Annotated in this window: 21 protein-coding genes, 1 tRNA gene and 1 pseudogene; 11 read left to right on the forward strand and 12 right to left on the reverse strand. The window is 60.4% G+C overall.

What is annotated here, in order from left to right; translation table 11 throughout:
- Window positions 1-303, forward strand: a 303-nt coding sequence (locus tag L867_RS26795) for an integrase core domain-containing protein (RefSeq protein ID WP_156951558.1), incomplete at its 5' end; no start/stop codon positions are given.
- A gap of 17 nt (window positions 304-320) precedes the next feature.
- Here the strand turns inward: L867_RS26795 and L867_RS24955 are convergent.
- The 9 genes and pseudogenes from L867_RS24955 to L867_RS26800 form a co-directional block, all read right to left on the reverse strand.
- Window positions 321-614: pseudogene (locus L867_RS24955) on the reverse strand (IS21 family transposase); the annotation flags it as partial.
- A gap of 216 nt (window positions 615-830) precedes the next feature.
- A complete protein-coding gene (locus tag L867_RS0109730) occupies window positions 831-3,566 on the reverse strand; it encodes a hypothetical protein (RefSeq protein ID WP_028736705.1) in 2,736 nt (911 codons plus the stop codon).
- A complete protein-coding gene (locus L867_RS0109735; RefSeq protein WP_028736706.1) occupies window positions 3,563-4,396 on the reverse strand; it encodes a hypothetical protein in 834 nt (277 codons plus the stop codon). Before L867_RS0109735 ends, L867_RS0109730 begins: the two co-directional genes overlap by 4 nt.
- Window positions 4,393-6,489 carry an AIPR family protein gene (locus L867_RS0109740; protein WP_028736707.1) on the reverse strand — a complete coding sequence of 699 codons (2,097 nt, stop codon included), beginning with the start codon at window positions 6,487-6,489 and terminating at the stop codon, window positions 4,393-4,395. Before L867_RS0109740 ends, L867_RS0109735 begins: the two co-directional genes overlap by 4 nt.
- Window positions 6,489-7,463: a PD-(D/E)XK motif protein gene (locus tag L867_RS0109745; RefSeq protein ID WP_028736708.1), complete on the reverse strand. Its 975-nt coding sequence runs from the start codon at window positions 7,461-7,463 to the stop codon at window positions 6,489-6,491. Before L867_RS0109745 ends, L867_RS0109740 begins: the two co-directional genes overlap by 1 nt.
- Window positions 7,460-10,213 carry a Z1 domain-containing protein gene (locus tag L867_RS0109750; RefSeq protein ID WP_028736709.1) on the reverse strand — a complete coding sequence of 918 codons (2,754 nt, stop codon included), beginning with the start codon at window positions 10,211-10,213 and terminating at the stop codon, window positions 7,460-7,462. The genes L867_RS0109745 and L867_RS0109750 overlap by 4 nt, the downstream gene beginning before the upstream one ends.
- Window positions 10,210-11,685, reverse strand: coding sequence for an ATP-binding protein (locus tag L867_RS0109755; RefSeq protein WP_232363914.1), 1,476 nt, complete (start codon window positions 11,683-11,685; stop codon window positions 10,210-10,212). Before L867_RS0109755 ends, L867_RS0109750 begins: the two co-directional genes overlap by 4 nt.
- 51 nt (window positions 11,686-11,736) lie before the next feature.
- Window positions 11,737-13,215 carry a DNA cytosine methyltransferase gene (locus L867_RS24960; RefSeq protein ID WP_051438939.1) on the reverse strand — a complete coding sequence of 493 codons (1,479 nt, stop codon included), beginning with the start codon at window positions 13,213-13,215 and terminating at the stop codon, window positions 11,737-11,739.
- Window positions 13,212-13,658, reverse strand: a complete 447-nt coding sequence (locus tag L867_RS26800) for a very short patch repair endonuclease (protein WP_332308395.1) — start codon at window positions 13,656-13,658, stop codon at window positions 13,212-13,214. The genes L867_RS24960 and L867_RS26800 overlap by 4 nt, the downstream gene beginning before the upstream one ends.
- A gap of 266 nt (window positions 13,659-13,924) precedes the next feature.
- Here L867_RS26800 and L867_RS0109770 point away from each other — a divergent pair, with 266 nt between their 5' ends.
- The 4 genes from L867_RS0109770 (at window position 13,925) to L867_RS0109785 (ending at window position 17,334) form a co-directional block, all read left to right on the forward strand.
- Complete coding sequence (locus tag L867_RS0109770; protein WP_028736711.1) at window positions 13,925-14,479, forward strand: hypothetical protein; 555 nt, start codon at window positions 13,925-13,927, stop codon at window positions 14,477-14,479.
- Window positions 14,480-14,780: 301 nt separating this feature from the next.
- Window positions 14,781-15,131, forward strand: coding sequence for a DUF3489 domain-containing protein (locus L867_RS24965; RefSeq protein ID WP_084638511.1), 351 nt, complete (start codon window positions 14,781-14,783; stop codon window positions 15,129-15,131).
- Complete coding sequence (locus tag L867_RS0109780; RefSeq protein ID WP_232363916.1) at window positions 15,128-15,586, forward strand: DUF2924 domain-containing protein; 459 nt, start codon at window positions 15,128-15,130, stop codon at window positions 15,584-15,586. Before L867_RS24965 ends, L867_RS0109780 begins: the two co-directional genes overlap by 4 nt.
- The gene (locus L867_RS0109785) at window positions 15,583-17,334 is read left to right on the forward strand and encodes a recombinase family protein (protein WP_028736713.1); all 1,752 of its coding nucleotides are present in this window, start codon (window positions 15,583-15,585) and stop codon (window positions 17,332-17,334) included. The genes L867_RS0109780 and L867_RS0109785 overlap by 4 nt, the downstream gene beginning before the upstream one ends.
- Before the next feature lie 215 nt (window positions 17,335-17,549).
- On the opposite strand, the gene L867_RS0109790 is transcribed toward L867_RS0109785, so the two are convergent.
- Window positions 17,550-17,623: transfer RNA gene (locus L867_RS0109790), tRNA-Gln, on the reverse strand.
- Window positions 17,624-17,939: 316 nt separating this feature from the next.
- Here L867_RS0109790 and L867_RS0109795 point away from each other — a divergent pair.
- The 3 genes from L867_RS0109795 to L867_RS0109805 are packed head-to-tail and all read left to right on the forward strand — an operon-like array spanning window position 17,940 to window position 20,678.
- Entirely contained in the window at window positions 17,940-19,496 is a 1,557-nt protein-coding gene (locus L867_RS0109795) for a Ppx/GppA phosphatase family protein (RefSeq protein WP_028736714.1), read from the forward strand.
- Window positions 19,497-19,498: 2 nt separating this feature from the next.
- Window positions 19,499-20,269, forward strand: coding sequence for an RlmE family RNA methyltransferase (locus tag L867_RS0109800; protein ID WP_028736715.1), 771 nt, complete (start codon window positions 19,499-19,501; stop codon window positions 20,267-20,269).
- A 25-nt stretch (window positions 20,270-20,294) separates the two neighbouring features.
- Complete coding sequence (locus tag L867_RS0109805) at window positions 20,295-20,678, forward strand: VOC family protein (RefSeq protein ID WP_028736716.1); 384 nt, start codon at window positions 20,295-20,297, stop codon at window positions 20,676-20,678.
- A 3-nt stretch (window positions 20,679-20,681) separates the two neighbouring features.
- Here the strand turns inward: L867_RS0109805 and L867_RS0109810 are convergent, their stop codons facing one another.
- Window positions 20,682-22,091 carry a DHA2 family efflux MFS transporter permease subunit gene (locus tag L867_RS0109810; RefSeq protein ID WP_028736717.1) on the reverse strand — a complete coding sequence of 470 codons (1,410 nt, stop codon included), beginning with the start codon at window positions 22,089-22,091 and terminating at the stop codon, window positions 20,682-20,684.
- A 252-nt stretch (window positions 22,092-22,343) separates the two neighbouring features.
- Between L867_RS0109810 and L867_RS0109815 the strand changes: the two genes are divergently transcribed.
- The gene (locus L867_RS0109815; protein ID WP_028736718.1) at window positions 22,344-23,327 is read left to right on the forward strand and encodes an MBL fold metallo-hydrolase; all 984 of its coding nucleotides are present in this window, start codon (window positions 22,344-22,346) and stop codon (window positions 23,325-23,327) included.
- 60 nt (window positions 23,328-23,387) lie between these two features.
- Here the strand turns inward: L867_RS0109815 and L867_RS24970 are convergent, their stop codons facing one another.
- A complete protein-coding gene (locus tag L867_RS24970; RefSeq protein ID WP_037173058.1) occupies window positions 23,388-23,699 on the reverse strand; it encodes an ATPase inhibitor subunit zeta in 312 nt (103 codons plus the stop codon).
- A 285-nt stretch (window positions 23,700-23,984) separates the two neighbouring features.
- Between L867_RS24970 and guaB the strand changes: the two genes are divergently transcribed.
- Window positions 23,985-25,475, forward strand: a complete 1,491-nt coding sequence (gene guaB / locus L867_RS0109825; RefSeq protein ID WP_028736719.1) for an IMP dehydrogenase — start codon at window positions 23,985-23,987, stop codon at window positions 25,473-25,475.
- Between the two features lie 26 nt (window positions 25,476-25,501).
- Window positions 25,502-26,059, forward strand: a complete 558-nt coding sequence (locus L867_RS0109830; RefSeq protein WP_028736720.1) for a hypothetical protein — start codon at window positions 25,502-25,504, stop codon at window positions 26,057-26,059.
- The last annotated feature ends 38 nt before the right edge of the window (window positions 26,060-26,097 follow it).

Raw genomic sequence — 26,097 nt, forward strand, 5'->3', positions numbered from 1 at the left:
AAGCCGATCCAGAACGCCTTCATCGAAAGCTTCAATGGCAGACTGCGGGATGAGCTCCTGAACGAGACGCTCTTCTCGTCCTTGAACCAGGCCCGATCAACGCTCTCAACCTGGTGCAACGACTACAACGATCATCGACCACACTCCGGCCTCGGCTGGCTCACACCAGCCGAGTTTGCTCAGACCATCAACCCGCGACGTGATGCGGTACTGCGCAGCCGGAACGGCGCCGCACCGCAACCCGCCGCTACCGCCCCTAATACAGCAACACAAAACCGCCGGAGCGAACTCAAAACTGGATAAAACTTGGGGGCAAGGTCAATGCGACCATAGGAGCCTGTAAAGCCGAGCGCCACCGGATCGGCGTGAAGCTGCTTCAGCGTTCGGCGCTGCTTGCGTGACCTCCCGGCCTCGGTCTTCAGCCAGCCAGCAAGTTTGTCGGCAAAAGGATCAAGCTTGCTCGGTCGTTCCGGTACCGTGAACGTCGGCTCGATCGTACCAGCGCTCAAATACTTCGCGATCGTGTTGCGTGACAGCCCAGTGCGCCGGCTGATCTCGCGGATCGACTGCTTCTCTCGCAGTGCCATCCGACGGATGATGTTTAAAAGTCCCATGTGGATCACTCCGTTGCCCCCGTCGCTCACCGCGTTGGGGGAAGGTTCACATGGCTCAATTCTCAATGGAAATTATGCGCCTAACCGGCTCAGTTCTGCGTGGAAACCAACAGTGGGGGATACTTTGATTAAAAATGGTATTAGAAACCGTCAGTCGCCAACGCGAGTCGGAGAAAATCAGCTGGCTACAGCGTGGCAACGTCTACGTCTGCGATATTACGTACCAGAGGTCCTATTCATTTCAATGAGGCGCTCAAGCAAATCGAGATCTGTCGCCTCAGAAGTCAGGCCAATCATCCTCAATAAGACCTCTTCGGTGTCTCGCACGTAGTCGCTAGCGACATCCTTGCGATCCGTGCTGCTACCAAATCCAGGCTGGTACTCGTCAAATCTTTCTAGCAGGGACTTAAATTCCCGTGAGTTGGGGGGGGCTCTAAGACTGGAGCGACCGCCATCGCCATCGCTCGACACTAGAAACTGTTCCGGCAGTGGGAAAGTCTCGAAAGTGCGTGTGATCGAAAAGCGTGACGACCAACTGGGCGAACGCGTAAGTGTTGCCCGCGCCCATACATAGAAAAGGCGCGATGAGAACAACAGTGCGGCGCTTACATCGCCATCGATAGTGAAAAATTTCTGAGCGGCGACTTCCTCGCGTGCCACCGGGCCTACTCGGACAGGGAGCTTTCCATCTTCCAGCATTATCCGCCATGCACCATCGGCAGGTTCGCTCCATGATGCCCTCAGATCGGCTGTCCGTTTTGCTAGAGCTCCTGTGGTTGGCGTATCTACTTGATCTGCGTCCCGCAGAAAGTGTGCGGCCTCATCGCCTTGCCTTTCCGCTTGAAGAAACAGCGAGGCCGGGATAGCTGCAACGCCGGGCGACGTGTCCAATTCATTAAAGCGGTTGATGCCGCTCCGGTACCAACGAACAGCTGTGACCAGCTCCGAACCCCTGAACCGTTCTGACCAATCGTCGTAAGCCGCCGCCGGCATCCGGATGACATCCCGTGGATCTACTCCTCGAACTGCAAGGCCTCGATTGCGTCCCAATCTGTTTAGCTCTGGCATCAAGATATCCGAAGGAAGCGGAAGCACGCGCTTCCGTCTGCTTGTTCCAATGGACCGGAGACCTTCTTCGTCTGAAAAGCGCATAATACTCCATCCCGTGCGAGCCGCAGCGCGTAGCGCCTGTGGACTGGGAGCTTCTGCGGTAACAACGCAAATGGTATCGCTCCGCACGCTTTCTGGTCGGAATGCTGCGCTTAAGTGCGGATATCGCAGTCCCTCGGCGATAGAGATGGGCACTTCGCCTACGATGCGATAATCCGGTGTAAGGCGGTTGCCGACGGCCCCACGCTGGACCGCCGCTTCTACAAAGTTGCGGAAATCAGGGTCGTGACGACGGACTGTCGCTAGGCCATGAAGGCGCTGGGTTCGCTCGCGACCCATCGGATTTTCACCCCAGAAAAATCGCTCCAATTCACGTTCTTTCGAATACTCAACGCTTAGGCCGGCTGACGAGACCTCTGACGCCAGCGCGGCCTGACTTCGGTCGGCACGAATGCCAGAGGCGACGGACAGCAGAAGCGGTTCGTAGCGAGGACGCTCTGTTGTAAGCCAAGCATAGAGCGGCGACTCCGCATCGAGCAACTGCGCAACAGCCGAAACGAGATCAGCGATACGGCGGTCGATGGAACGTCTCGGATTGCCCGCCCAGAACGGTGAGCGGACCGTCGAGGTATCTAGTATGGTATTGAACAGCGACAAGTCGGCGAAGCGCGAGGTGTCCGCGAGGAGCGCGGCCGGCATCTGGGCAGGCAGCGTCGGCGCTAAGATGCAAAGCGGTGCGTTGCCTCGCGGAGGGTTTCGTTCGACCTGGGCAATAACCATGCTGCTGCGCTCGCCAGCGAAAGCCTCCTCATCTGCAAGCCATATGACAACGTCATAAGGATCCAGTTCTGGCAGCCCCATGCTGTCGTCTATGACGTCAATCTTTGATCGCTGTACCAGCTCGTTCGGTGACAAAGGTGAGGCCGGTGCTACAGATTCGCCAGGACGCGTTTCATCATCCCAGTCCGGATACCAGTCAGGTGTTCGAATATACCGCAACAGTTGTCGGGCACGACTACCGGAGGCGATAACAAGCACATGCGCTGAGCTTACTTCAAAGCGAGGATTGATATGGTGTTTTGACCCATTGGCGGGCGTTAGCAGTGCTTCGGTTTCAAGCGAGCGCACACCATGAGGCTGGGCACTGATCGGCCTAAGCGCAAATCCGGTTCGATCTGACAGCTTTAATGCGCTTTCGAAAAAATCCTGGAGAATGTCATGTTTACGGAAGATTTCGCTCAGTCGGCCGGGCATTTTGAATACCAGCGAGTCTTCTTGGCGGATAACCTCCAACTCCCGGATCGCGGCGGCCGCATCCGAAACACCGGCCGCTCCCGCCAACCTTCGCGCCTCGATCATCAGCTGGTGGCGCATGAAAATGTCGGATTGCCAGTGGTCGGCCTGATCGGTACCCCACTGCGATTGAACGTGGACATAAGCGTTCTTCGCAAGCGCGGCTGTGTCCAACTCGTCCGTTGCCATTGCTAAGTCAAGGAGGGTGAGCGGCGCCCCGGCAGCAAGCTCTGCAGTAAGGTCCCCTAGTTGCGCGACTATGATTGCGGCTGTGCCGACATACAGCTGATCCTTCCAGAGGAGCACATCGTGCCATAGATCACCCACTGACACCGAACGAGATGATCCTGCCTCAAGACGAATGATGCCGTCCGCCTCGAAAGGTTCGAAGGAGGTTATCCTGCCGGAATGGTCGCCGTCGGTGGAGCAGACCGCACAATACCAGGCGTTAGAGTTGGGGCTTGACGCATAGCAGGGCAGCGCCAGGCCCTGTGACCGCAATGGTACGAATCCGGCGAGAAGCAGGTCTTCGACGACATCGTTTGTCATGGCAGCAGCCTTGAATTTCGGAAATAGTTTCGCACGATCACAGCGATCTCTTCCTGAAGTTCATTGGGTGCCGTGTTGGGCTGCCACTCATATGTGCGCCATTCTATACCGCGATCCTGCAGCTGTTTGATGAAGGCTGTGTTTTCCTGTCCGTCATCGTCCAGATACTGCCTGGGGATCACAGCCAGGAGAACGTTGCCCTTTAGTGGGACGTTGCGTGCCGTCGCAATTTCGATTGCAGAAGCGCGCTTGTCTGGTTGATTGCTCCCGGCGCGGGCCATACCGGCGATAGCATGATAACCGAGAGTCACCGTTTCATGGGCTGGGATCCCGGCGACGAGTCCATTTCGAAGGTCGCCTTCGTAATAGGCCTCGAGTGAGCCGAATGCCCAGCCGATCTGGCCAGCCGCCGCGGTGTGCGTCGGTTCCAGCTCGTAATCTTCCAAGCAGACGAATTCGTCGGCTTGATCGGCAAATACGCCTGCTTCTGCTCCGCCGGTGTCGAACGGGTAGACGTGGTAGGGCACCACGGCATCGGGAGAAATAATGAACACAAACGGAAATCGGTTAATGAGATCGGACTTTGCATCACCGTCCTTTCGGCGATACGCGGGTCTGAGGACAAAAAAGTAGGCGAGATCCTTGTTGAATACTTTACAGTGACGTACCTCGAAATTCCCGCTTTCAACGATCTCGCGCGCGAACCCCGTTGCGGTCACATGCACCAGCGGAAGCTTTTCAGGCAGCGTCCCACGATTGGCACGGGCCCTCAGTTGCCGTTGTGGTGCCAAGCCATTGCGGCGCCGCATCTTTCGAGGAGTCTTGCTCATGCCGGATCATCCGCGGGTAAGAGGCGTTCCTCGCTGTTGTCGAGGGCCCCGGATGATCGCATAGTTGCGAGCGCCTCAAGCCCGTAACGGGCTTGGCTAGGCGAAGGTCGGCGCTCCCATTCGGTTGCAGCATAACCGGCCAGCGTTCGACAGATCCCAACTAGAGTCCGATGAAGAAGACGCCTGCTCTGTCCGATCTCAGCAGCCCTCAGCCATTCACTGCTGTTTATCTCCATGCACCGGGCGATCCGGTTAAAGTCGTCCACGGAGAGCTGGGATGGCACGGAGTCTGCTGTTTCGCCAGTTGACGACGGCGTGCCGGCGCCGGCAATTTCGGGAGGAAGCGGATCGGAAAGAGGAGGGAGGTGGAGACGTAATTCCTTCCAGCAGTCCTCCTTCTTGAACCACTCTCCGGGGTTTCTCTGGCCTGCTGTCGTTCGAAGCAGGCGGTCAATTTCCGGCGCCCAAGCTCGTAGCAATAACTCGAGTTCACTGGAAATCACCTGCCTCTTCCAGATCATCTCAAAATCGATGCGGCCACCGGTTCGCTGCGCAAGTGCAGCAACCAGATATGCCGCAATCTGAGCTCGGAAGGCGGGAAATCCCATCTGTCGAACTATCCGCTCCGTGGCTCGAAAGACGAGGCCGATCGAGACGAGCTTTCTGAACCACTTTTCGTCTGGCGGCGGCGGCGGCGTCTCCTTCATTCTCTGCATGAAATGCTGAAAATTCTTCTGACCGCCAAGGCACACCCGATAAGGCAGGCCGCTCCAGCTATTGAGATATCGGGCGAGGTCCAGCTTGCTCAGGCGACGAGTTTTCGGTGTCTGCAGCCTGAAGCTCTGCGTGTCGGACGCGCGGTATGACGCCTTCTGCTCGGCGGCGAGGTAGGAGCCGCGGGCGCGTTCATAGAACCATCTGCCCTTACCGCTGTCGAGCCAGCTGTTGTTGGCCAGCTCCTCAACCGCCTGATGAAAGGGATCATTCGCCGAGAAATCGGCCTGCTGGACCGTATTCTGTCGATTGGCGGCACGCGACACTGAACTCACCATCGTTGCCAGATCGCCGTCAGTCACGTGGATTATTTTGATTGGTACCTCGACCGCATCCAGTTTGATGCTTTCCTTGAAGCGCGCACGGTGCAGGGAAGCCGTGGTCTGACCGCCGTTGACAATCTGAAGTCCCCGAAGCGCCGAAATCATGTCCCTTCCAAGCGCATCCTTCTCGAGGACGATGTCGTCAACGGTAGCAACGATGCCGTTGTTGAAGGCCAGAAACATCGACGGCTGCTCGGCGATCGTGCGACGCAGCTCCGCGTTGACGCTCTTGCGGCCCTGGATGCCTAGAAAGGCGCGGACGTTAAGCTCAAGTAGCCTTACACCGTAACGCTGATAGATGCGCGACAGAAGATCGCCCGGCACGACAGCAAGGTAGGCTTGGTACCCGCCGCTGGCCGGCTTAAGATGAAGGCATGGCAGTGAGCTTCCTGTCATCTGCCTCAGGTCGACGCTAATGTCGGAACGGGTCTCGCCTTCGCCCAGAACCCGGTAGAGCCGTTCGATGTCAAACGCATCGTGTTCGATCAGCCGGTCCGACCAGCTGTCGTCCGACGGAAGCGCGGTCGGGGTCATCGCGTCGGTCAGCAGCGTCAGTCGGATGGTCGTAATCCGATCCGCTTCTCGTTCGATCCGTCGAGCGAGATCACTCGCGTCAGTGTTCGAAGGCTCGAGCTTGTCAGCAAGGCCTTCCACCGACGCCTTGGCAAAACGCAAAGCGCGCTCATAGGCGGTTCTTACTTCCGCAGCCGTCAGTTTTCGCGGTGGAAGTTCACCCGTATGTATGGTTGTGAAGAGTTCCAGCGAACCTCGCTCCTCATCAATGCTGTAGCCGTCGATGCGGTACATGGCGCGGCCAGCAAAACCCTCCTGGAACAGGTCAAAGGCGCCCTCGATTCGCCCGGCCTCTTCGAGACGTTCCAGAACGACGTGTGTGAACATGACGCTCGAATGTACTGTGGCGGCATCGGGACTGGCCACGGCCTCCTCGACGTCCGCCGCGAGTTCTTGAGCAAAAATATCACGCGGTTCGCTCATCAGGCTCTGCCTCCGAAACTCTCAATTGTTGGTCCGGCCGGCCGAGCGATCTCGTGAAGCTGTGCAAGATCCAGCACGTAACGAGCATCGATGATGGCTTTGGGAAGGTCGTGGCGCCGAAGCCGGGGGAAGTCAGCGACGACTGGATAGGCGGTCATTTGCTGTACAGCAACGCACAGACTGCCACGAGCGTGGGTGTCGTCTGGTGCCAGCCCTCGCTGCAGAAGTGCATTGGACAATGCACGCTTGTCCGTTTCCTCGGTAAGAAGGCTTGCTACACGTTCGATCAGCCGGCCGAGCGTTTCGCCGGCTGCTGTTTCGAAGAGGCGCACCAGAAGTAGGTCGAGCTGTTCAAGCCCCGTGACATCGAGCTGATCAAGAGTTGAGACAGTTACGCGCCAGCCAGGACCAAGCGTTGTCTTTACTTCGATGGCGTGGCCAGCATTTTCGAAATCATGCAAACCATTCTCAGGTGCGCGCCAGGTTCGAAGTAGGCCCGGGTCGCGAGCAAGAAGGGCCTCCAGGACAATCAGCTCGCCGATGAGCCCGATAGCATCTTCGCGCTTCAAGCCTCCTGAAACGGACCGCAGAAACTGACGCCATGCTTCGAGGCGCTCCATCACAAGGCGCAGTGCGTGGATAGGATCTGCGGCATTGGCAAAGCCAATCACATCCGAGCAGATGGTCGTAAAGAGGTCGCTGCGTGTGGCATCTTCGAGCAAAAGGGCAATCCCCAGTCCATTCTCCAGAGTCACACGAGTCAGCCGCAGGCCGCCGGCCTCGAAGCCCGCATCGGTTCGTTCCGGATCTGGAAGATCGAAAAGCAGGCATCTTGCGCCGTCTGTGGTGCGGATTGCGACATGAACATCAAGTGCGCCTGCATCAGGAGCACGCATGCTTCGGAACTGGCGCTGGCCGCCGGCCATGGAGGAGAGCCGCATCCAGAGATCATCAAGCTGGGAGCTGCTTGTCATCTTCTTGCGCGCTCCCTCTGAAGAACCGTGTTCTCAAGGAAGATGCGGCGGTTGGCGGTGATGCTGTCTGGAAAGCTTATAACAGTACCGATGACGGCGCCCGACCAGTCGAGAAGTCCGTCGGTCTTTGGGTCAAGAGGGTATAGGATCAGCAGACCGCTATGAGGCCTTCGACCCCGCACGGATCGGATGTCGACTCCTGATGGTCTATCGGGTGGCGGTTCGCCTGCAAGGGTTCGCGCTTCCGCTGTACGGCGCATCGCGTCAGCATATTCGATGTCTGTGAGGTCAATCGCCTCGTCTGGTGGATTCAGAATCGATTTCACGACGTAGCGGCCGGCCTCACGCTGCTTGGCGAGAGGGCGCCGAATGACGCTCTGGATCTGGCGAGTTCCGATGTCGACCTTATGGCCGTCGCCGGTTGCAAGAAAGACTGTCCAGGATGTAAGTTCACCGTGCGCGATCTGATCTCGAATATAGGCGGCAAGCGCAGCTGCTTCGATTTCGACGTTTTCAGGTGGATAGCTGAGTCCTCCGAGAAAGTCTGCGACATGCCGTCCTTCAACGCCTTCCCAGAGGAGCCCCGTCGCGCGTCCAGCACCGCCGGGCCGAGGCGGATCAACTGCGGGGGCGCCAAGAAGGTCGAGAAACTGTTCAGTCGCGCCTGCATTCTGTTCAAGAGGACCTCGGGCGGTATGCATTACGGTCTGCACCTTGCCTTCGCCGGCAAATCCTGTCCGCCGCTCGATGGCATGGCGCCGCTTGTTCCCTGCAGTAACCCCCATAACACTGTGGGCCTCCACCCGCAGTCCATAATCCTTAGGCGTCTGAAGCATGATCCGCATGCGCGCCAGTTCGGCTCGGAGATCTTGGCTCGCAGTCGCGACATGCCGAAACCAGACTTCCATTTCTGCGGTCGTGTACAGCCGGCAGACGTCGGCGAACCCGCGGCGATAGCCAAACCAGCGTCCCATCTGCAGCAGGCTGTCGTATTGTTTGGATACGCGCAGGAAATAGCTCACGATCAGCCCTTCAAGGGTTAGACCGCGTGACAGCTTGTCACCGCCGATCGCGATCACTGACAGGCCTGTTTCGCGATAACGGTCGTAATCAAGACCGGTCTTCGACCGCCCGTTCGACACGACGACCTGGACGCGATCGCTGCTGTCGGCCAGCTCAGAAAGGACTTGGTTCCACGAGACGTCTTTGATTCCACGTGCGAACACCGTACCGAGGATATCGCGATGAGTCGGCACGAAATCGCTGTCCCACATCGCCTTCAGCAGCGAGAGCGTCGCTGCATCGCCCCCGGAGATGCGCGCACGCAGGTCATCCAGATAGCGTTCCACTTGGCCGTGGACGCTGTCATGAACATCGACAAAGCGCGACACGTGGACGAGCATGGAGTTGTGAGCAGTCAGTTGGCCGCGGGCGGCGCGAACTGCACAACCGATAAGGAACGCACGGATCGCTTCCTTCATCGACGGCGGCAGTTCATCTTTTGCTCTGAACCGCGGCTTCAGCGTCTTATCATGAGTTTCGGGCACCCACGCTTCTTCGTCGCGCGGCACATGCCGGATTACTGGAAGGCCTCCGGATGGACCTTCCGAAGTCGTTCCAAAGACGGCTGCCGGGCCGAAGTAGTCGTCGGGAGGCGTCAGCGAGAAGATGAATGTCGACGGGAATAGGTCAGACCCATAATTCGCAGCGCCCCGTTCGTCATGTATGAGAATGTTTGCAAATGGGGTTGCGGTATAAGCGACATAAGCCGACCGCGCGAATGACTGCAGGAGCTTGCGGATCTCGCCGTTGATACGTGTCGGATCGTAATCTTCATCGAAACTACCATCTGACAGTACCGGCTGATCCTTCGTGTCGATCGATGCCTGGTCAGCTTCGTCGTCGATCACCAGCAGTGGTGCGGCACGGAACTCCTTGGGCAGCTTGCCAATCCAGGCGTTTAGATTGCGCAGGATAGTTGCATTCTTCTTGACAACGAACAGGCAGGGCGTGTCGAGAGGCGCGAAGTTCGCCTGTCTGGCGAATGCGACACTGAAGTCGCCAGTCGGCGAAGCCAGTGTAAGACTTCCGACGTTGAGGGGAGGTGGGATGCTGCCTACCCCGATCGCACGCATCTGCCCGAGATCCTGACGCTCCGGGGAAGTGTCGAAGCCGAGAAAGTCCGATTCGAGACGCTGCTGAGTCTGCAGGCGCAAAAGATTATGCATCCCCGCCAGAACGATGATGACGCGATATCCAGCATCAACCGCTCGGTTGATGACGCCGGCATAGTGAGCAGTCTTGCCCGACTGGACATCGCCAACAACTAGGCCGCGCCAGTTCCACGGGCCTTCCCGAGCAGGATTGTCGAGGAGTTCGAGTACGCGGGCGGTGCTGTCGCGAAGTTCATCGACGGAGCGGACTGGCCAGCCGTCTTCCGCAAGCTTCTGCAGGTAGCGGCCCATAAATGATCCGGGTCGCCGAAGATCGCCGACATACCAGTCGGGTGGCACGTCACGGTCGACGATTGCGATGGCCGGGCCTTGCTGAACGACGTAGGCAAGTTCGAGCTGGCGGACCACGTCTTCGATCTCCAGTTCCGAGAATACGTAGCCGGTTCGCCGTTGAACCATCGGCATCACCGTCTCGACGACTTCGCGGATTGCGCTCCGATCGACTCCTCGGTCGTCGGTTGAGGTCAGCAACTGCCGGGCCATGTTGAGCATGGTCTGCCCAGGAGTGAAGCTCATTCATCTCCTCCCAAGGCAGCAAGTATGGTGTCGCGAAGTACCGGATCCGCGATCCGCATGCTGCGCAGCAGGAGGTCGAGAATTTCCTCGGGAGGGAGATCAGAGCTCGATTTCCGAATTGCGGTGACTAGATCTTCAACCAGTTCGGCGCCTTTATCGACGCCGCTGCTTGGCATCTCGACATCTTCCGACACGTCGAGCCAGATTCGCTCCACCGGCACCGTGCGCTCGATGAGGCTGATCGCCGAACGCGCAAGACGCGCCGTCTCACTTCCCTGCTCAAGGAGAGCCAGGATGATCGGGTGCTCTCGATTCACGCGATAGCGGCGTCGGCCTGAGACGTGCTCCTGCTGCCAGAGTGGAGAAGTCTGGCGAACCTCCGTCGGCGTGCGGACCTGCCCGCCTCGCCACGCAAATACCTCCCTTGCTCGGTCACGGCATTCTAGACCAACCCTAACCAGACGGGAGCGCAGGCTGGCTGGCGGGCGCGCCCGCGCCTTGATCACGTCTATCCTCCAGGCTGGGTCGCACGCCGTTGGAAGATCAACCGCGATCCGCGCAAGCCGACTGCTCTCGTCTTTGGTCCATTCGCGCCGTTCGCCGAGGCCGAGCCAGCTTCCGGCAACTACAAGCCGGTCGCCCCGGTAGACATAGAAGCCCTGCCGTTCGGCCCATCCGCCTGGGCCACCGGCCGTCTGGAACTCCTGTTCGTTAGCGAACATGTCCCGGTGGGGCAGAACATAGGATGTAACCTTGATCGCCTGTTGTCCGATGCCAATCGGCGAACTCCCGAGCTTGCGCGTGGCAGCGTGCGTCCGGAGCATTGGATCCCACGGTGGAATATCGCGGCCATTTATTAAGATACGGATGCGGCGTGCATCTCCCGACAGGAAGCGGTGGAAGACCATGCTGAAATGCGCCCGGATGTCAGCGAGCTTGGCGAAAAAGCGTTCGCTGTCCAGCCCATGAAGGCCGCCCATCTCATCCATCACCTGAAGCGCGACAAGGGTGCCGTGTTCCCCGGTGTGGGGCTTCGTCACGTGCTCGAACTCCGGGAGTTCGGGGTCGATGACTACAGCCCACTTCCTCGCCTTCGCCACCACGCCGATGTCCCAGCTAAGGCTAGACAGAGAACCACCCTGCGCACTCACCACAGCCATTCGACGGCACTGGGACAAAGTGGCTGTCTTCATCCCGAGGCCAAATCGCCCGAGATCGTCGGGGGCTCTCTCGGCCTCGGGGCCTTCCCCGCCAAAGCGCATGGCCTCCATCAGCTGGTCGCGAGACATACCCCGGCCGTCATCGCGGACGGCGATGCGAGGGTCACCGTCATTCCAGTCGATACTGAGAGAAATTGTTCTGGCGCCGGCGGCGATACTGTTGTCCACGAGGTCTGCAAGTGCCGTCTCTGGCGTGTACCCCAGACCTCGCAATGATTTCAAAAGCGCCGCAGCCGTCGGCGCGATTTCCAATGTTTCCAGCTGATCCTCCCCCGCCACCTCTCCGATTGCCCCGACAGCCGCTTAGGCTGCCCTCCTGCGAGCGCGATCGAGCTTCATTCTACTTGTCGCTGCACTGACAATCTCGCCCCGAAGGTGTTCACCTACGGCTTTTGCCAGCAGGGGGGGGACCGCGTTACCAATCTGCCGGAAGGCCGCATTCATGGCGCCAGCGAACCGAAAACCGTCGGGAAAGGACTGCAGCCGCGCGGCCTCTCGCACCGAGATCATGCGCTGCTGGTCGCTGTCCCAATGAATGTGGGAATAGCTGTCCTTCCCGAGATGTGCCGTAAGCGTCCGAGACGGAGCCTTTGGGTCAAGCTTCCACCACTTATTAGGAAACTTGCCGGGATCGTACGGCGGTACGAACGATTTTCTGGCCGCCAGCCAGCTTACGCTTTCAGGATCGGGACGCTGCGACATTCGTTCGAGCGCAGCCGTGAACATTTCCTCCGCGATCCGCAATGCACGCGGGTAATCGTCTCCTGCTGCCATACGCCGGAAGATAGGGAAGTCGCGTGGCGTTAAGCGAACGACATGACCATCAGTCGAACCCTCTGTCGTGAACCGCTCCCACTTGCGCATGAGCTCTGCATAAGCTGATAGATCACGATTCGCGCGGTAGTCGATTTGGTCCTGCACCTTGCGCCGCCGCATCGTCACAGGGTCCCGCCAATGCTCATTTATGGCTGGAAGGTCACCAAGTGCCGCCTCGACAGATACGGCGCTAGGAAGTCCGTCAACTGCAACCGGAATAGGAATGAAGTGCGCACCGATTTCAGGAATATACTTCAGGGCGACCGTGCGCGCAGCCTCGTAGCCCGAAGGCAGCTCGGCAGAATGGCTGGGAGAAGGAAAGGTCGGGGTCAGACCCAGCGCTTTGTCGTACGCAACCAGAAACAGCCGCTCCCGCATCTGGGGCACACCGTAAAAGGCGGCGTTCAGTAGCGTATAGCTGCATGTATAACCCATGACATCCAGCGTCTCGCAGATCTCCTCAGGAATATTGTGTCCGCCGAAATTGAGGATATCTGGAACATTCTCGATGACCATGGCGATAGGCTGAACCGCCTCGACATACTCGAGAAATCGCCGATAGAGCTTCGCGCGAGGATCGTTGCGGTAAGCATCTTCGTCGCCCGTCACGGACCTTAACTTTGAACGGCCGATCCTGGCGAAGGCCTGACAAGGCAACCCGGCCGCAAGCACGTCGAAACCTTCGGCGACGTTCGAAATGCCGAGCTCGACGGCGAGCTCTTCTGGCCCGCATTTTTCCATGTCGCGGGCCTTGCGCCAGCTTTCGGCCGAGATCCCCGGGGGCGCAGAGAAATTTAGAGCATAAGTTGCTGCAGCTGGCTCGTCCTGCTCGACATGTCCAAGAAGTTCTAAGCCTGCTGACTGCAAGCCAAGCGACATTCCACCGCATCCGGAGCAAAGCTCGAGCACACGGAGCCTGGATCCGGTCGTCGCTCGGGTGATCTTCCCAAGACGCACGCCGTTCATGCAGCACCTTTGCAGAGAAACGACCGGAGACGCTCTGAAATTCCGTCGGGCCTTCTGGTTTCGCATTCCCAGATTACGGCCGTGCGCCATCCGTCCGCCTCTAGAGCGGCAAGCGCTTCTTTGTCACGTGCGACGTTGCGCTCGAATTTCGCCTCCCAGAATGTTGTATTGGATTTTGGCGTATAGGCTAGGCGGCAGCCGGAATGGCGGTGCCAATAGCAGCCGTGAACGAATATTGCGCGCCGGCGACCTGGAAAAACAAGATCTGGAGAGCCAGGGAGATCCTTGCGATGCAGTCGATATCGCAGTCCGAGGGCGTGCGCGGCTTGACGCACAATCATTTCTGGCTGTGTATTCCGTGCACGTATCCGCGACATGTGAGCGGACCGCTCGGCACTTGTCAGAATGTCCATCGAAACTCCTCGCTTATTCCAAGAATACATAGCTAAATCAGCACGCTGACGCTAGTGAAAGTTGCAAGAAATTCGCGGCAAAATCGACAATCGTTACAGAAAAGAGCCCGAACTCTGGACATGTCAAGTTCTGGCCTCCTTGCAACTCAGGCGAGCCAGAGGTGATATTTTACCGCCGGATCACAACAAGACCATGGGCACACACCGTTGAGGCGCTGGCGAGGCTCTTTCTGTTCACTTGCTGTGTTTGGCAAGTCGACCTAGATTTCCCTTCCCTTATGGAGGAGATTCGCCGCATGGGATGGGAAATCTACACACACGATATCGCCGATTGCCCATGCGGCCAAGGCAAGATTGCGCGCGAGCACCACTCGCCGGACAACCCGTGGTCGTCTTCTCATGAAAGCGTAGAGATCAGTTGCACTATCTGCGAAAAAAGCTGGCAAGTCAGTTATGGCGGCAGTGAGCTTGTCGAGCGCGCGTCTCGTAACGCGTCGAGGGAAGCGGAAAAGGCTTATGAGAAATCCATGAACTCGATATCGGACTATCTCAACAGTATCCTTTCCGAATACCCCTTACCTTCTTTCAAAACTCAGAAGGAGGAGTTCGCTTATCTTACTCAAGCCGGTCTCTATGATGGAAAGATCGGCCAATATCGCTATGCACGCCGCGACGCAGAGATGGCGGATATCGCAGTGGTTCGCATCGACTCGCTCATCGTGCCGAAACTCATCGGGAAGGTCGGCAACGCGGACAGCTACAACGCTCTCTTGCTGCAAAGCCAAGCTGCCAAAAAAAATGCAGCCGATAAGGCGCTGGCGGTGAAGACAATAAAGATACCAAGCAAATGATTTGTTTGGCATGGCCGCAAGTCATTGATCAATCTTGAGCACAGGTATTGTCGTCAGTGGATACCGCTTCCTGTGAGCAGTCAAAGCCTTGCTATAAATGATCAACGGGTCGCCGGTTCGAATCCCTTCAAGGCGATCATTGTTAGCGAACAATTTTGACCCGTCGCTTTGCGACTGGACTTCTGTTGGCAAGGAAGCAGTAGTGCATTGAGGCAAGCCACTGGTCGGCGGATGCCCGAGCCCGAGCGTCGGGCTTCACGCGGTGCAAGACCCGATATCCGGGTCCAACCGCGTGGAGACCATGATGACATCATCGATAGACCAGACCACTTCCGAGGCCGCCGCGGCAACGTCACCGAAGTCGCCCGTCCAGCCAGTCACGGCGAAGGCCGGTAATCAAGCGCGCTCCGGCAAGAAATCCAAGAAGGATCAGCTTGCCGCGATGATCTCGAAGCCCGATGGCGTGCGTATCACGATCCTTGTCGAGCGACTTGGCTGGCAGCCGCATACGGTGCGGGCAGCGCTTTCGGGATTGCGCAAGCAGGGCCATCAGATCCTTGCATCCAAATCGCCGAAGACGGGGGAGGCGGTCTATCGGCTGATGACGCCGATGCAAACCAGTGTGACTGCGCCGGAGGAGGTGGCGTCGTGAACATAGTCGCGACGGTGCCTGTCACGTCTGCTCCTATGACCAAGTTTGAGGGTCTCGACCGTGAGGCCTGCCTCAAGCGCTGGCGCAAACAATTTGGTCACGAGCCTCCGCGATACGTGTCGGTGGAATTCATGCGCCGCGTGTTGACCTTCGAGGCGCAGGTCAAGATCTATGGCGGCCATTCGAGAGCGGTTCGACATGTCCTCAGGTCGATTTTGAAGGAGGTCGAAACGGGAAAGCCAAAGGATGCTTCAAAGCCAGTGCCATCTCCCGTGACGCTGCGGCCCGGCACCTATCTTCTGCGCGAGTGGAACGGTCGACCATATAGGGTCGAGGTGACGGACAATGGCTTTCTGATGGACGGCAAGGCCTATGGGTCGCTGTCGGCGATCGCGCAGAAGATCACCGGCACGGTCTGGTCGGGGCCTCGGTTCTTTGGGCTGGCCAGAACATGAAGATCGTCCGCTGCGCCATCTACACCAGGAAATCTTCGGAGGAGGGATTAGGCCAGGAGTTCAACTCACTCGATGCGCAGCGGGAGGCCTGCGCATCCTATATCGCCAGCCAGAAGCATGAGGGTTGGGTGCTGGTGCCAGAATATTACGATGACGGGGGCATCTCCGGTGGTACCCTGGAGCGGGCGGGGCTGAAGCGCCTGCTGAAAGACATCGACTCCGGGACGGTCGATCAGATCGTCGTTTACAAGATCGATCGGCTGACGAGGTCGCTGGCGGACTTCGCCAAACTGGTGGAGCGTCTGGATAAGGCAAATGCCTCCTTCGTCTCGGTCACCCAATCCTTCAACACGGCAACCAGCATGGGACGGCTTACTCTGAACGTCCTGCTATCCTTTGCGCAGTTCGAGCGGGAAGTCACGGCGGAACGTATCCGCGATAAGATCGCTGCCTCGAAGCGGAAGGGGCTCTGGATGGGTGGTCAGGTGCCGCTTGGCTACGAACCGGATGGCCGCTCGTTGAAGATCGTCGAGGACGAGGCTGAGACGGTGAGGCGCATCTTCGCCCTCTACCTGCAACTCGGGTCGATCTATGAGGTGCGGCAGGCAGCCAGTGACCTTGGCTTGCGCACCAAAGGCCGTCCGAGATTGGGGGCGAAGAAGTATAGCAATGGCAGAAAAAGCAGCGCCAAGGGAGGCCGAGGTCGACCTGATGGCACGGGTGTATCCCAAAATGCTGAAGACGGCGCCTCGCCGTCAGTCATCGGCCCGGCGCCATTCGGGGCCACCAATATCTATTACATCCTGACCAACCCGGTTTATGCAGGGCGCATTCGTCACCGCGCTCTAACCCATGAAGGAAACCACCCGGCGATCATCGATTCTGCGACGTGGGATCTGGTGCAGGAACAGCTTGCGGCATCGGCGGCCCGTCAACGCGGTGTCAGCAATTGTGCCAAGATCTCGCCCTTGGCCGGAAAACTGATCGACGACACCGGCGACCGCTTCACACCGAGTCATTCCAACAAGAATGGCGCGCGTCTGCGCTATTACATCTCCAACCGTCTGATTAGCGGAAAGAAGCAGGATGAAGCGACAATCGATCGGGGATGGCGGCTTCCGGCGCGGATGCTGGAAAGCCAGCTTGGCAATGCCGTCGTGCGGCACCTCAACGATCGGCTGCCGATCGACCTGTCTGTTTCCCCGTCTGTGGGTGAGATCGAACAGGTGCAGCGTCGGCTTGAAGCACTGGCATCCGACACCGAACACCATCTGCCTGCGCTTCTAAAATCGATCGAGCGAGCGACGATAACCCAGGGCAAGATCGATGTGATGCTGATCGACCAGTGGATTGCTGAGATGCTTGACGTGCATCTTGACTGGATCAACCCGGATGCTCTGGCCTTCACCACAGGTTTCCAATACCGGAAGCGGGGTGTGGAAACAAAACTGATCATTGGTGCCGGCCCCGTCAAATCCCGCGACGAAGTTCTGATCCGCAACGTCGCCAAGGCGCAGCAATATTACGATGCTATCAAGCAGGGTCAAAGCTTCGAAGAGATCGCCAAAACCGAAGGTCTTTCCACGCGCCGGGTGATGCAGATCATCGACCTGGCCTTCCTGGCGCCGACGATCGTACAGTCGATCGTAACCGGTGAACAGCCGATGGGTCTAACCACCAAGTGGTTGTCGAACAATCCGATGCCATCGGATTGGCTCGCCCAGCGCCAAATCATGACCACGCTGTGAGCCGCACTGCTCCGCAGATTCGATGCTCCACGGTCCGCGTCGGATGCGCCATTCTCAAACTGTAAATCTGGAAATGGCGAGGGCAGACTCAAGGCTCAAGATGGCGGCGTTCCGCGGCCTTTGGCGGTCTGCTCAAACTTGGACGTAGCGCAAGCGTTTGAATTATTGAGAATTTTCCCGGCGTTCTGTCAGCTTATGTGACGTGCTGCGGAGATTGGCTGGGGAACCTGGATTCGAACCAAGATTAACGGAGTCAGAGTCCGTCGTTCTACCGTTGAACTATTCCCCAGCAGTGGGCCGCGCAAGCGTGCGACCCGTCGGTGAGGCGGGCTTATAAACAAAAGCCGGCGACTTGCAAATAGCTGTTTTGAAAAAAAATCATGCGCGCGCGAATGGGCCGTGTGCGGGCCGGCGCGAGCGCGTTGCGGAGCAGGCCGGGCGGTGGCCGGCAGGGGCCGGGAGGGCTTGAAAACAGCGGTTTTATGGCTGTGGAAAAACAGTTTGGCTAAAACGCCCGGCACTGATATTATTTTCCCAACGAAAATCGAACATGGCGCCAGCGGCATGCCCTCACCGGGCCTTGCGCGGTGCAACGGAAAAGTTCAGTGACAGACCCCGATCGCGGCTCCAAGCCGTCAAGCGAGGGGGCGTCGACGGGTAAACGCAAAGGCGGGGGTTCCCGCCGGCGCGGCAAGGCCAGAAAGGGCGCTCCGAAGACTTCGGGCGTCGCAGATTCGGCTTTGGAAGCGGTGGCGGCACAGCCGCACGCGTCGCGACGTCCCGATATCGAGGAGGCCGAAGGCCCGGTCCGCAAGCGCAAGCGGCGGCGGCGCAGCCGGTCGACCCAGGCTCCATCTGTTTCCCCGGAGATTGCTTCGCCGACCTTGCGGCTGCAGCCTGACGCGGCCGCTCCTGCCGCCACGCCCGGCGATGCCAAGCCCGGCAAGAAGCGCCGGCGCAATCGCGGCGGACGTGGGCCGCAGGGCCGACCGCTCGCGCCTGCGGCTCCGAGCCAGGCCGCGCGGTCTGCAACGGCGCCCGCTCCGGTGCCGTCCGGCCACAATACCCATCATGCGCAGGGTCCCAGGCGCGGCCCGGCCGCAAACGACCGCTTCCGTGCACCGCCGGGCGCCGAGCCCTGGCCGGACGATCTCTATGCCGCGCTCGACCTCGGCACCAATAACTGCCGCCTGCTGATTGCCCAGCCGACCCGTCCGGGCCAGTTTCGCGTGGTCGATGCCTTCTCGCGCATCGTCAGGCTCGGCGAGGGGCTCGGCACCCAGGGCCGCCTCTCGGCCGAGGCGATGGACCGCGCCGTCGAGGCACTGAAGGTTTGCGCTGCCAAGCTTTCCGGCCGCGACATCCGCCGCATGCGGCTGATCGCCACCGAGGCCTGCCGTGCCGCCGACAATGGCGAGGAATTCCTGTCGCGCGTGCTGGTCGAAACGGGGCTGGAGCTGGAGATCATCAATCGCGAGACCGAGGCGCGGCTGGCCGTTTCCGGCTGCTCGTCGCTGGTCGGGCGCGAGGCGCGCTCCGTCGTGCTGTTCGACATCGGCGGCGGCTCGTCCGAGATCGCCGTGATCTCGATCGGCGAGAACCGCTCGAGCCGGCTTGCCAACCACATCACCCACTGGACCTCGCTGCCGGTCGGCGTCGTCACGCTCTCGGAGCGCCATGGCGGCCAGCATGTGACGCCCGAGATCTTCGAGGCGATGACGCAGGAAGTGGAGGGCATGCTCGCCCGTTTCGACTGCCCGCCGCTGACGGACCTGAGCGGACGCCCCCCTGAGGATTTCCATCTGATCGGCACGTCGGGCACGGTGACGACGCTGGCCGGCGTGCATCTCGACCTGCCGCGTTATGACCGCCGCAAGGTGGACGGTCTCTGGCTGAGCGATGCGGAGGTCTCGGCCATGCAGGCGAAGCTCCTCTCCTGGGATTTTGCCGGGCGCGCCGCCAATCCGTGCATCGGGCCGGACCGCGCGGACCTCGTTCTCGCCGGCTGCGCGATCCTCGAGGCGATCCGCCGCCGCTGGCCGTCGAACCGCATGCGCGTCGCCGACCGGGGACTGCGCGAGGGACTATTGACCGACATGATGGCCGACGACGGGGTCTGGCGGCGTGGCCGCCGCCGCCCGTCGCACGACAGGGAGCGCTGACCATGACCAAGCCACCGATCGGAGGCAACCGCACCGGGCGCAAGCTCGGCCAGAAGGTCAAGAAGGGCAAGCTCAAGGCGTCGTCGCGGCGCTGGCTCGAGCGCCATATCAACGACCCTTATGTCCAGCGGGCAAGGCTCGAGGGCTATCGCGCGCGCGCCGCCTTCAAGCTCTTGGAAATCGACGAGAAGCATCACATCCTGAAGGGCGCGAAACGTATCATCGACTTGGGTGCTGCCCCGGGCAGCTGGTCGCAGATCGCCGCCAATGTCACCGGTTCGACCGACGACGACATCCGTGTCGCGGCGATCGACTTCCTGGAGATGACGCAGCTGCCGGGGGTCAAGATCCTGCAGCTCGACTTCCTCGATCCGGACGCGCCGCGCCTGCTGATCGAGGCGGTCGGCGGCACGCCCGACGTGGTGATCTCCGACATGGCGGCCCCCACCACCGGCCACCAGAAGACCGACCATATCCGCACCATGCATCTCTGCGAAGTGGCGGCCCATTTCGCCATCGAGGTGCTGGCCGAGGGCGGCCATTTCCTCGCCAAGACCTTCCAGGGCGGCACGGAGCGCGACCTGCTCAACCTGCTGAAGCAAAATTTCCGCCAGGTGGTGCACATCAAGCCCGGCTCGTCGCGCGCCGAATCGGTGGAAATGTTCCTGCTCGCCAAGGGTTTCAAGGGACGCAAGCCGGGCGCCTCCGTGGACGTCGAAGACGCCGCCGATGCGGAAGTTGAGTTCGACGAGATCGAGGCCGGCGACGAATAGGCCGGGTCTTGGGGGATCGACCGATATGCTGCTTTACGTGACGCTTGGCACCAACGATCTGCCGCGTTCCATTGCCTTCTATGACGCGGCGCTTCTGCCGCTGGGTCTGAAGCGCCAGTGCACGGAACCCGTGGAAGCCGGCTATGGTGCCGATGGCGATGTCCGTTGCCGGCTCTGGGTGACCAGGCCCTTCGATGGCAATGCGGCGACCTTCGGCAACGGATCGATGACGGCGATCGAGGCGCCGAGCCGCGTCGCGGTCGACGCCTTCCATCAGGCTGCCCTTGCCCATGGCGGCTCGGACGAAGGGGCGCCGGGCCTCAGACCCTTTCACGCCCATTTCTATGCGGCGTACGTTCGCGATCCGGATGGCAACAAGCTGTCGGCGGTCTGCGAAAGGCCCGAGTAGTCGTTACTTCACCGCGATGTCCTCGGCGATCTCGGCGCGCCGGCCATGCCCCGACACGGCAGAGCCCGTATCGTGCGCGAGGCCGAGAAACGGAATGACGGCAACCAGCGAAAGCCCTGCCACCACCGCGAAGGCGAGGTGGAAGTCTGCGAGTGCCAGCGCACGACCGTGAAAGGCGGTGCTGCTCTCGAGAATGGCGGCCGCGACCGCCACGCCGAGCGCCAGGCTGATCTGCTGCAGGACGGAGCTCATCGAGGTTGCCTGGCTCGCCTGGCTGTCGTCGATTTCCGAATAGCCGAGCGAGTTGATGCCGGTGAAGAAGAACGAGCGGCAGAAGCCGGCGGCGAGCAGGAAGCCCATGATGAGGATGACGGGTGTCGCCGGGGTGAAGAAGGCGTTGGCCGCGGTCGTCGCGGCGCCGCTGATCGCCGCGATGATCAGCACGCTGCGAAAGCCTGCGGCGGCGAACACCCGGCGGGCCAGCATCTTGGTGGTGATCGCGCCGATCGCCCCGATGAAGGTGATGAGGCCGGATTCGAACGGCGTCATGCCGAAGCCGAGCTGCAGCATCAGGGGCATGAGGAAGGGGATGGCGCCGGCAGCGATACGGAAGATCGAGCCGCTGAGCGCCGAGGTGCGAAAGGCGACATCGCGAAAGAGCGCGAGGTCAAGCAGCGGTGCCGGATGGCGCCGCGCATGGATCAGGTAGAGGATCGTCGCAAGCATCCCGATCACGGTCGCGCCGATGCCGATCTCGATCGGCAGCGCCGGCAGGCTCATCACCGACAGGCCGAACACCACGCCGGAGGCGGCGATGGCGGTGTAGAAAAAACCCTTGAGATCGATCGGCGCGGTGGAGATGGACGGCACGTCGGGCAGGTAGATCGTCGAGAGCCAGACGCCGATGAAGCCGATCGGCACATTGATCAGGAAGATCCAGTGCCAGGAGAAATAGGTGGTGATGAAGCCGCCGACCGGCGGTCCGGTGAGCGGCCCGACCAGCGCCGGTATGGTCAGGAGCGCCATCGCCGAGACGAGTTCGCTGCGTTTGGTGGTGCGTAGGAGCACCAGGCGACCGACCGGCGTCATCATCGCGCCGCCCATGCCCTGCAGGAAGCGGGCCGTGACGAAGGCGACGAGCGAGCCTGAGATCGCGCAGAGGATCGAACCGGCGACAAACACCAGGATTGCGATGCGGAAGATTTTCTTGGCGCCGTAACGGTCGGCCATCCAGCCGCTCACCGGAATGAAGATGGCGAGTGCCACCATATAGGAGGTGAGCGCCAGCTTGAGCGTGATCGGACCGACGCCGAGGTCCGCGGCAATGGCCGGCAGGGCGGTGGCGATCACGGTCGAATCCATCTGCTCCATGAAGAGCGCGACGGCGAGGATGAGCGGAACGATGCGATTCATCGGAAGGCTTGTTTCCGTGCGAAGGGGACGCAGAGACTGTGCCCCTTCTAGCGACGTGCTTTGGCGCTGCCAATGCGGATTTCGCCCATCGCGAAAATGTCATGCGGACGAAATGAAACGGTCATTGGCAACGATACAGGCGATCCTGCGAATGATCACGGCTGCGTGAAGCCGCTTTCCATTCGTCTCCGGCTTTCTATCTGCAACGCGTGTGGGCTCGAAAAGTGCCGCTGTTTTTTGCAGGAGGATGAGATGATCACATTGAACAGAAGATTGCTGCTCGGCGGCGGGGTGGCGGCGCTGGCGGCGCCATCGCTGATGACGAGAGCCGCCTTCGCCCAGACCGCCGACAAGAGCATGGATATCGACCACGCCATGCCGCCGGAGACCCATCGCTTCAAGCTGGGCGGCTTCCAGGTCGTGGTGGTCAAGGACGGCGCCCGCGCCTCGGGCAAGCCGCAGGAGACCTTCGGCACGAACCAGACGCCCGAAACCGTGGCCGATCTGCTGCAGGCGAATTTTCTGCCGGCCGACCAGTTCGTCAACAGCTTTGCCCCGGTTCTGGTCGACACCGGCTCCGAGGTGATCCTGTTCGACACCGGGCTCGGCGAGGCTGCGCGTGTCAATGGAATGGGGCGCCTGGTCGAGGGGCTGACGGCCGCCGGCTACAAGCGCGAGGACGTGTCGATCGTCGTCCTCACCCACATGCATGGCGACCATATCGGCGGCCTCATGGAAGGCGGCAAGCCGGCCTTTCCGAACGCGCGCTATGTGGCGGGACAGGCGGAGTATGATTTCTGGGTCGATCCCGCGCATGCCGGCACCCCGGCCGAAAACGGCCAGAAGGGCGTTCTGGCCAATGTGAAGCCGCTGGCGGAAAAGACGACCTTCATCGCCGACGGCGCCGACGTGGTGACCGGTGTCACGGCAATGGCCGCCTTCGGTCACTCGCTGGGCCACATGATCTATCGGCTGGAATCCGAGGGGCGCGAGCTGGTGCTCGCCGCCGACACGGCGAACCACTTCGTCCTGTCGCTCCAGCGGCCGGATTGGGAGGTGAAGTTCGACATGGACAAGGCCGCGGCTGCTGCGACCCGCAAGCGAGTGTTCGACATGATCGCCACCGACAAGCTCGCCTTCCTCGGCTACCACATGCCGTTCCCGGCCGTCGGCTATGTCGAAAAGGTCGATACCGGCTATCGCTACGTGCCGAAGGCCTACCAGTTCGATCTGTGAGCCAGGCGGGGCTGTGGAATATCGCAGCCCCTCCGATCCACCGTCCAAGTCATGCGTCAGTCAGGCAATCGAGTAGAGTTCGGCGGAGGCCTGTTCGGACAATACGTGGATGCGCTGGTCGATATCGGCGTCGCTCACCTTGACCCCTGCCTTGCAGAATTCCTGGCGTAACAGGTCGAGAAGGCGATGGGGCTCTACCACCTGGCGGATGGCGAGCGTCTGGGCATAGGCTTCGACGTCGTCCAGTCCCATCGTGTAGCCGGCCCATCGACCGGCCATCCTGTTGAGGCGTGCGTTCACCTTGAACTGCAGTTCTGCCTGCCGAGCGAACTGGGTTTCCAGGGCCTGAGCTCTTTTTCTAAGTGCGGTCATCGACGTCCCCCTTTTTTTGTTTTTGGCGCTCCTGTTCCCCATGGAGCAAAACCGAACATACACGGGAGCTTTTCAAGCATCGTGTAGGGGCTCGTTAAAATTTGAACGAACCTGCATTTTCGGTTCTCGGGTCGTGATCGTTGAGGGCGAACGTTTTTCTATTCCCTTCCTGTCATGAACGTGTTACCTGCCCTCGCCAACTTCCAAGCATTTCATGCAGGAGCGTCCGGGGAGAGTTTTCCTTTTGCCGGCGGATTCTGCCTATTCAACCGAAGGAAATTGGCAATGGCACGGATCGTAATCTCGGCAACCGGCGCGGAAGCGCTCACCTTCGACGATGTTCTGCTTCAGCCGGGACACTCGGAAATCATGCCGGGTCAGACCAATATCTCCACCCGCATCGCCAAGGATATCGACCTTTCGCTGCCGATCCTGTCGTCCGCCATGGACACGGTCACCGAGAGCCGCCTGGCGATCGCCATGGCGCAGGCGGGCGGCATGGGCGTCATCCATCGCAACCTCACCCCGATCGAGCAGGCCGAGGAAGTCCGCCAGGTCAAGAAGTTCGAAAGCGGCATGGTCGTCAATCCGGTCACCATCGGCCCGGAAGCGACGCTCGCCGAAGCCAAGGCCCTGATGAGCGCCCATGGCATTTCCGGCATTCCGGTGGTCGAGGGCGCCAGCCGCCCCGGCCGTCTCGTCGGCATTCTCACCAACCGCGACGTCCGTTTTGCCTCCGATCCGGGCCAGAAGATCTACGAACTGATGACGCGCGAAAACCTGATCACGGTCAGGGACGGCGTCGATCAGCAGGAAGCCAAGCGGCTGCTGCATTCGCATCGCATCGAGAAGCTGGTGGTCGTTGACAATGAAGGCCGTTGCGTCGGCCTGATCACCGTCAAGGACATCGAAAAATCGCAGCTCAATCCGCATGCCGCCAAGGATGCCCAGGGCCGCCTGCGGGTCGCCGCCGCCATCTCGACCGGCGATGATGGCCGCGAACGCGCCGAGCGCCTGATCGAGGCGGGTGTCGACGTCATCGTCGTCGATACCGCCCATGGCCATAGCCAGAAAGTGCTCGATGCGGTGGCAGAGGTGAAGAAGATGTCGAACGCGGTTCGCATCATCGCCGGCAATGTCGCAACCGGTGAAGGCACCCGCGCCCTGATCGATGCCGGTGCGGACTGCGTCAAGGTCGGTATCGGCCCGGGCTCCATCTGCACCACCCGCATCGTCGCCGGCGTCGGCGTTCCGCAGCTCGCAGCCGTCATGGCAGCCGTCGAGGAAGCCAACAAGCACGGCATCCCTGTCATCGCCGATGGCGGGCTTAAATTTTCCGGCGACGTGGCCAAGGCGATTGCAGCCGGCGCATCAGCCGTCATGGTCGGCTCGCTGCTGGCCGGCACCGACGAAAGCCCGGGCGAGGTCTATCTCTACCAGGGCCGGTCCTTCAAGGCCTATCGCGGCATGGGCTCGGTCGGCGCGATGGCGCGCGGCTCGGCGGACCGCTACTTCCAGGCGGAAGTGCGCGATACCCTGAAGCTCGTGCCGGAAGGCATCGAAGGCCAGGTTCCCTACAAGGGGCCCGTCTCGTCGGTGCTGCACCAGCTCGCCGGCGGTCTCAAGGCCGCCATGGGTTATGTTGGCGGCAAGGACATCAAGGACTTCCAGGAAAAGGCGACCTTCGTGCGCATTTCCGGCGCGGGCCTGCGCGAAAGCCATCCGCATGGCGTGACGATCACCCGCGAAAGCCCGAACTATCCGGGCGGTGCATGAGATAGGCCGATGCGGGGGAGCGGCACATGGGAACGAACAAGGTGATCTTGCTGCTGCTCGCCCTCTCGGGCGCCCTTCTCGCCTGGATGTTCCTCGGGCTCGATCCGGAGTTCCAGCGCTTAAGCGGGGCAGGGAGCTTCCTCGATGCCCGGCTGTCCGGCTATGAGACCGATGCGGTGCTGGGCCTTCAGGCGGCGCTCGCCGATCCGGCGCGGGCCGATGCCCGCGACCTTCTCCAGCTGATGTATCTCGGCCCGGACCTCGTCCTGCCGTTCGTGCTGACGCTTTCGCTCTGCCTGCTCTTTCGTGGTTACGCGCCCGGCGCCGTGCTCTATGGCCGGCGCCTCGAGGTCCGCCATGCGCGGCTGCTCTGCCTCTTGCCGATCGCCTATGGCATCGTCGACTATGCCGAGAATGCAAGCTTTCTTCTCTACTTCCCGCCGGCGACACCCGGACCGACGCTGTCGGCGCTGCTTCCCGAGCTTCTTCCCTGGATGACGCGCGTTAAGCTCCTGTTCCTCGCCGTTTCCGTCATCCTCGTGCTCCGGCTTGCCCTGTTCAAACCGCCGGTCACGCGCGGATAACGGACTTGTGTTGCCGTGCGCACGGCAAGTTGGCCTAT

The organism is Paenirhizobium selenitireducens ATCC BAA-1503 (genome assembly GCF_000518785.1).
In the GTDB taxonomy this organism is placed as follows: Bacteria; Pseudomonadota; Alphaproteobacteria; order Rhizobiales; family Rhizobiaceae; genus Allorhizobium; species Allorhizobium selenitireducens.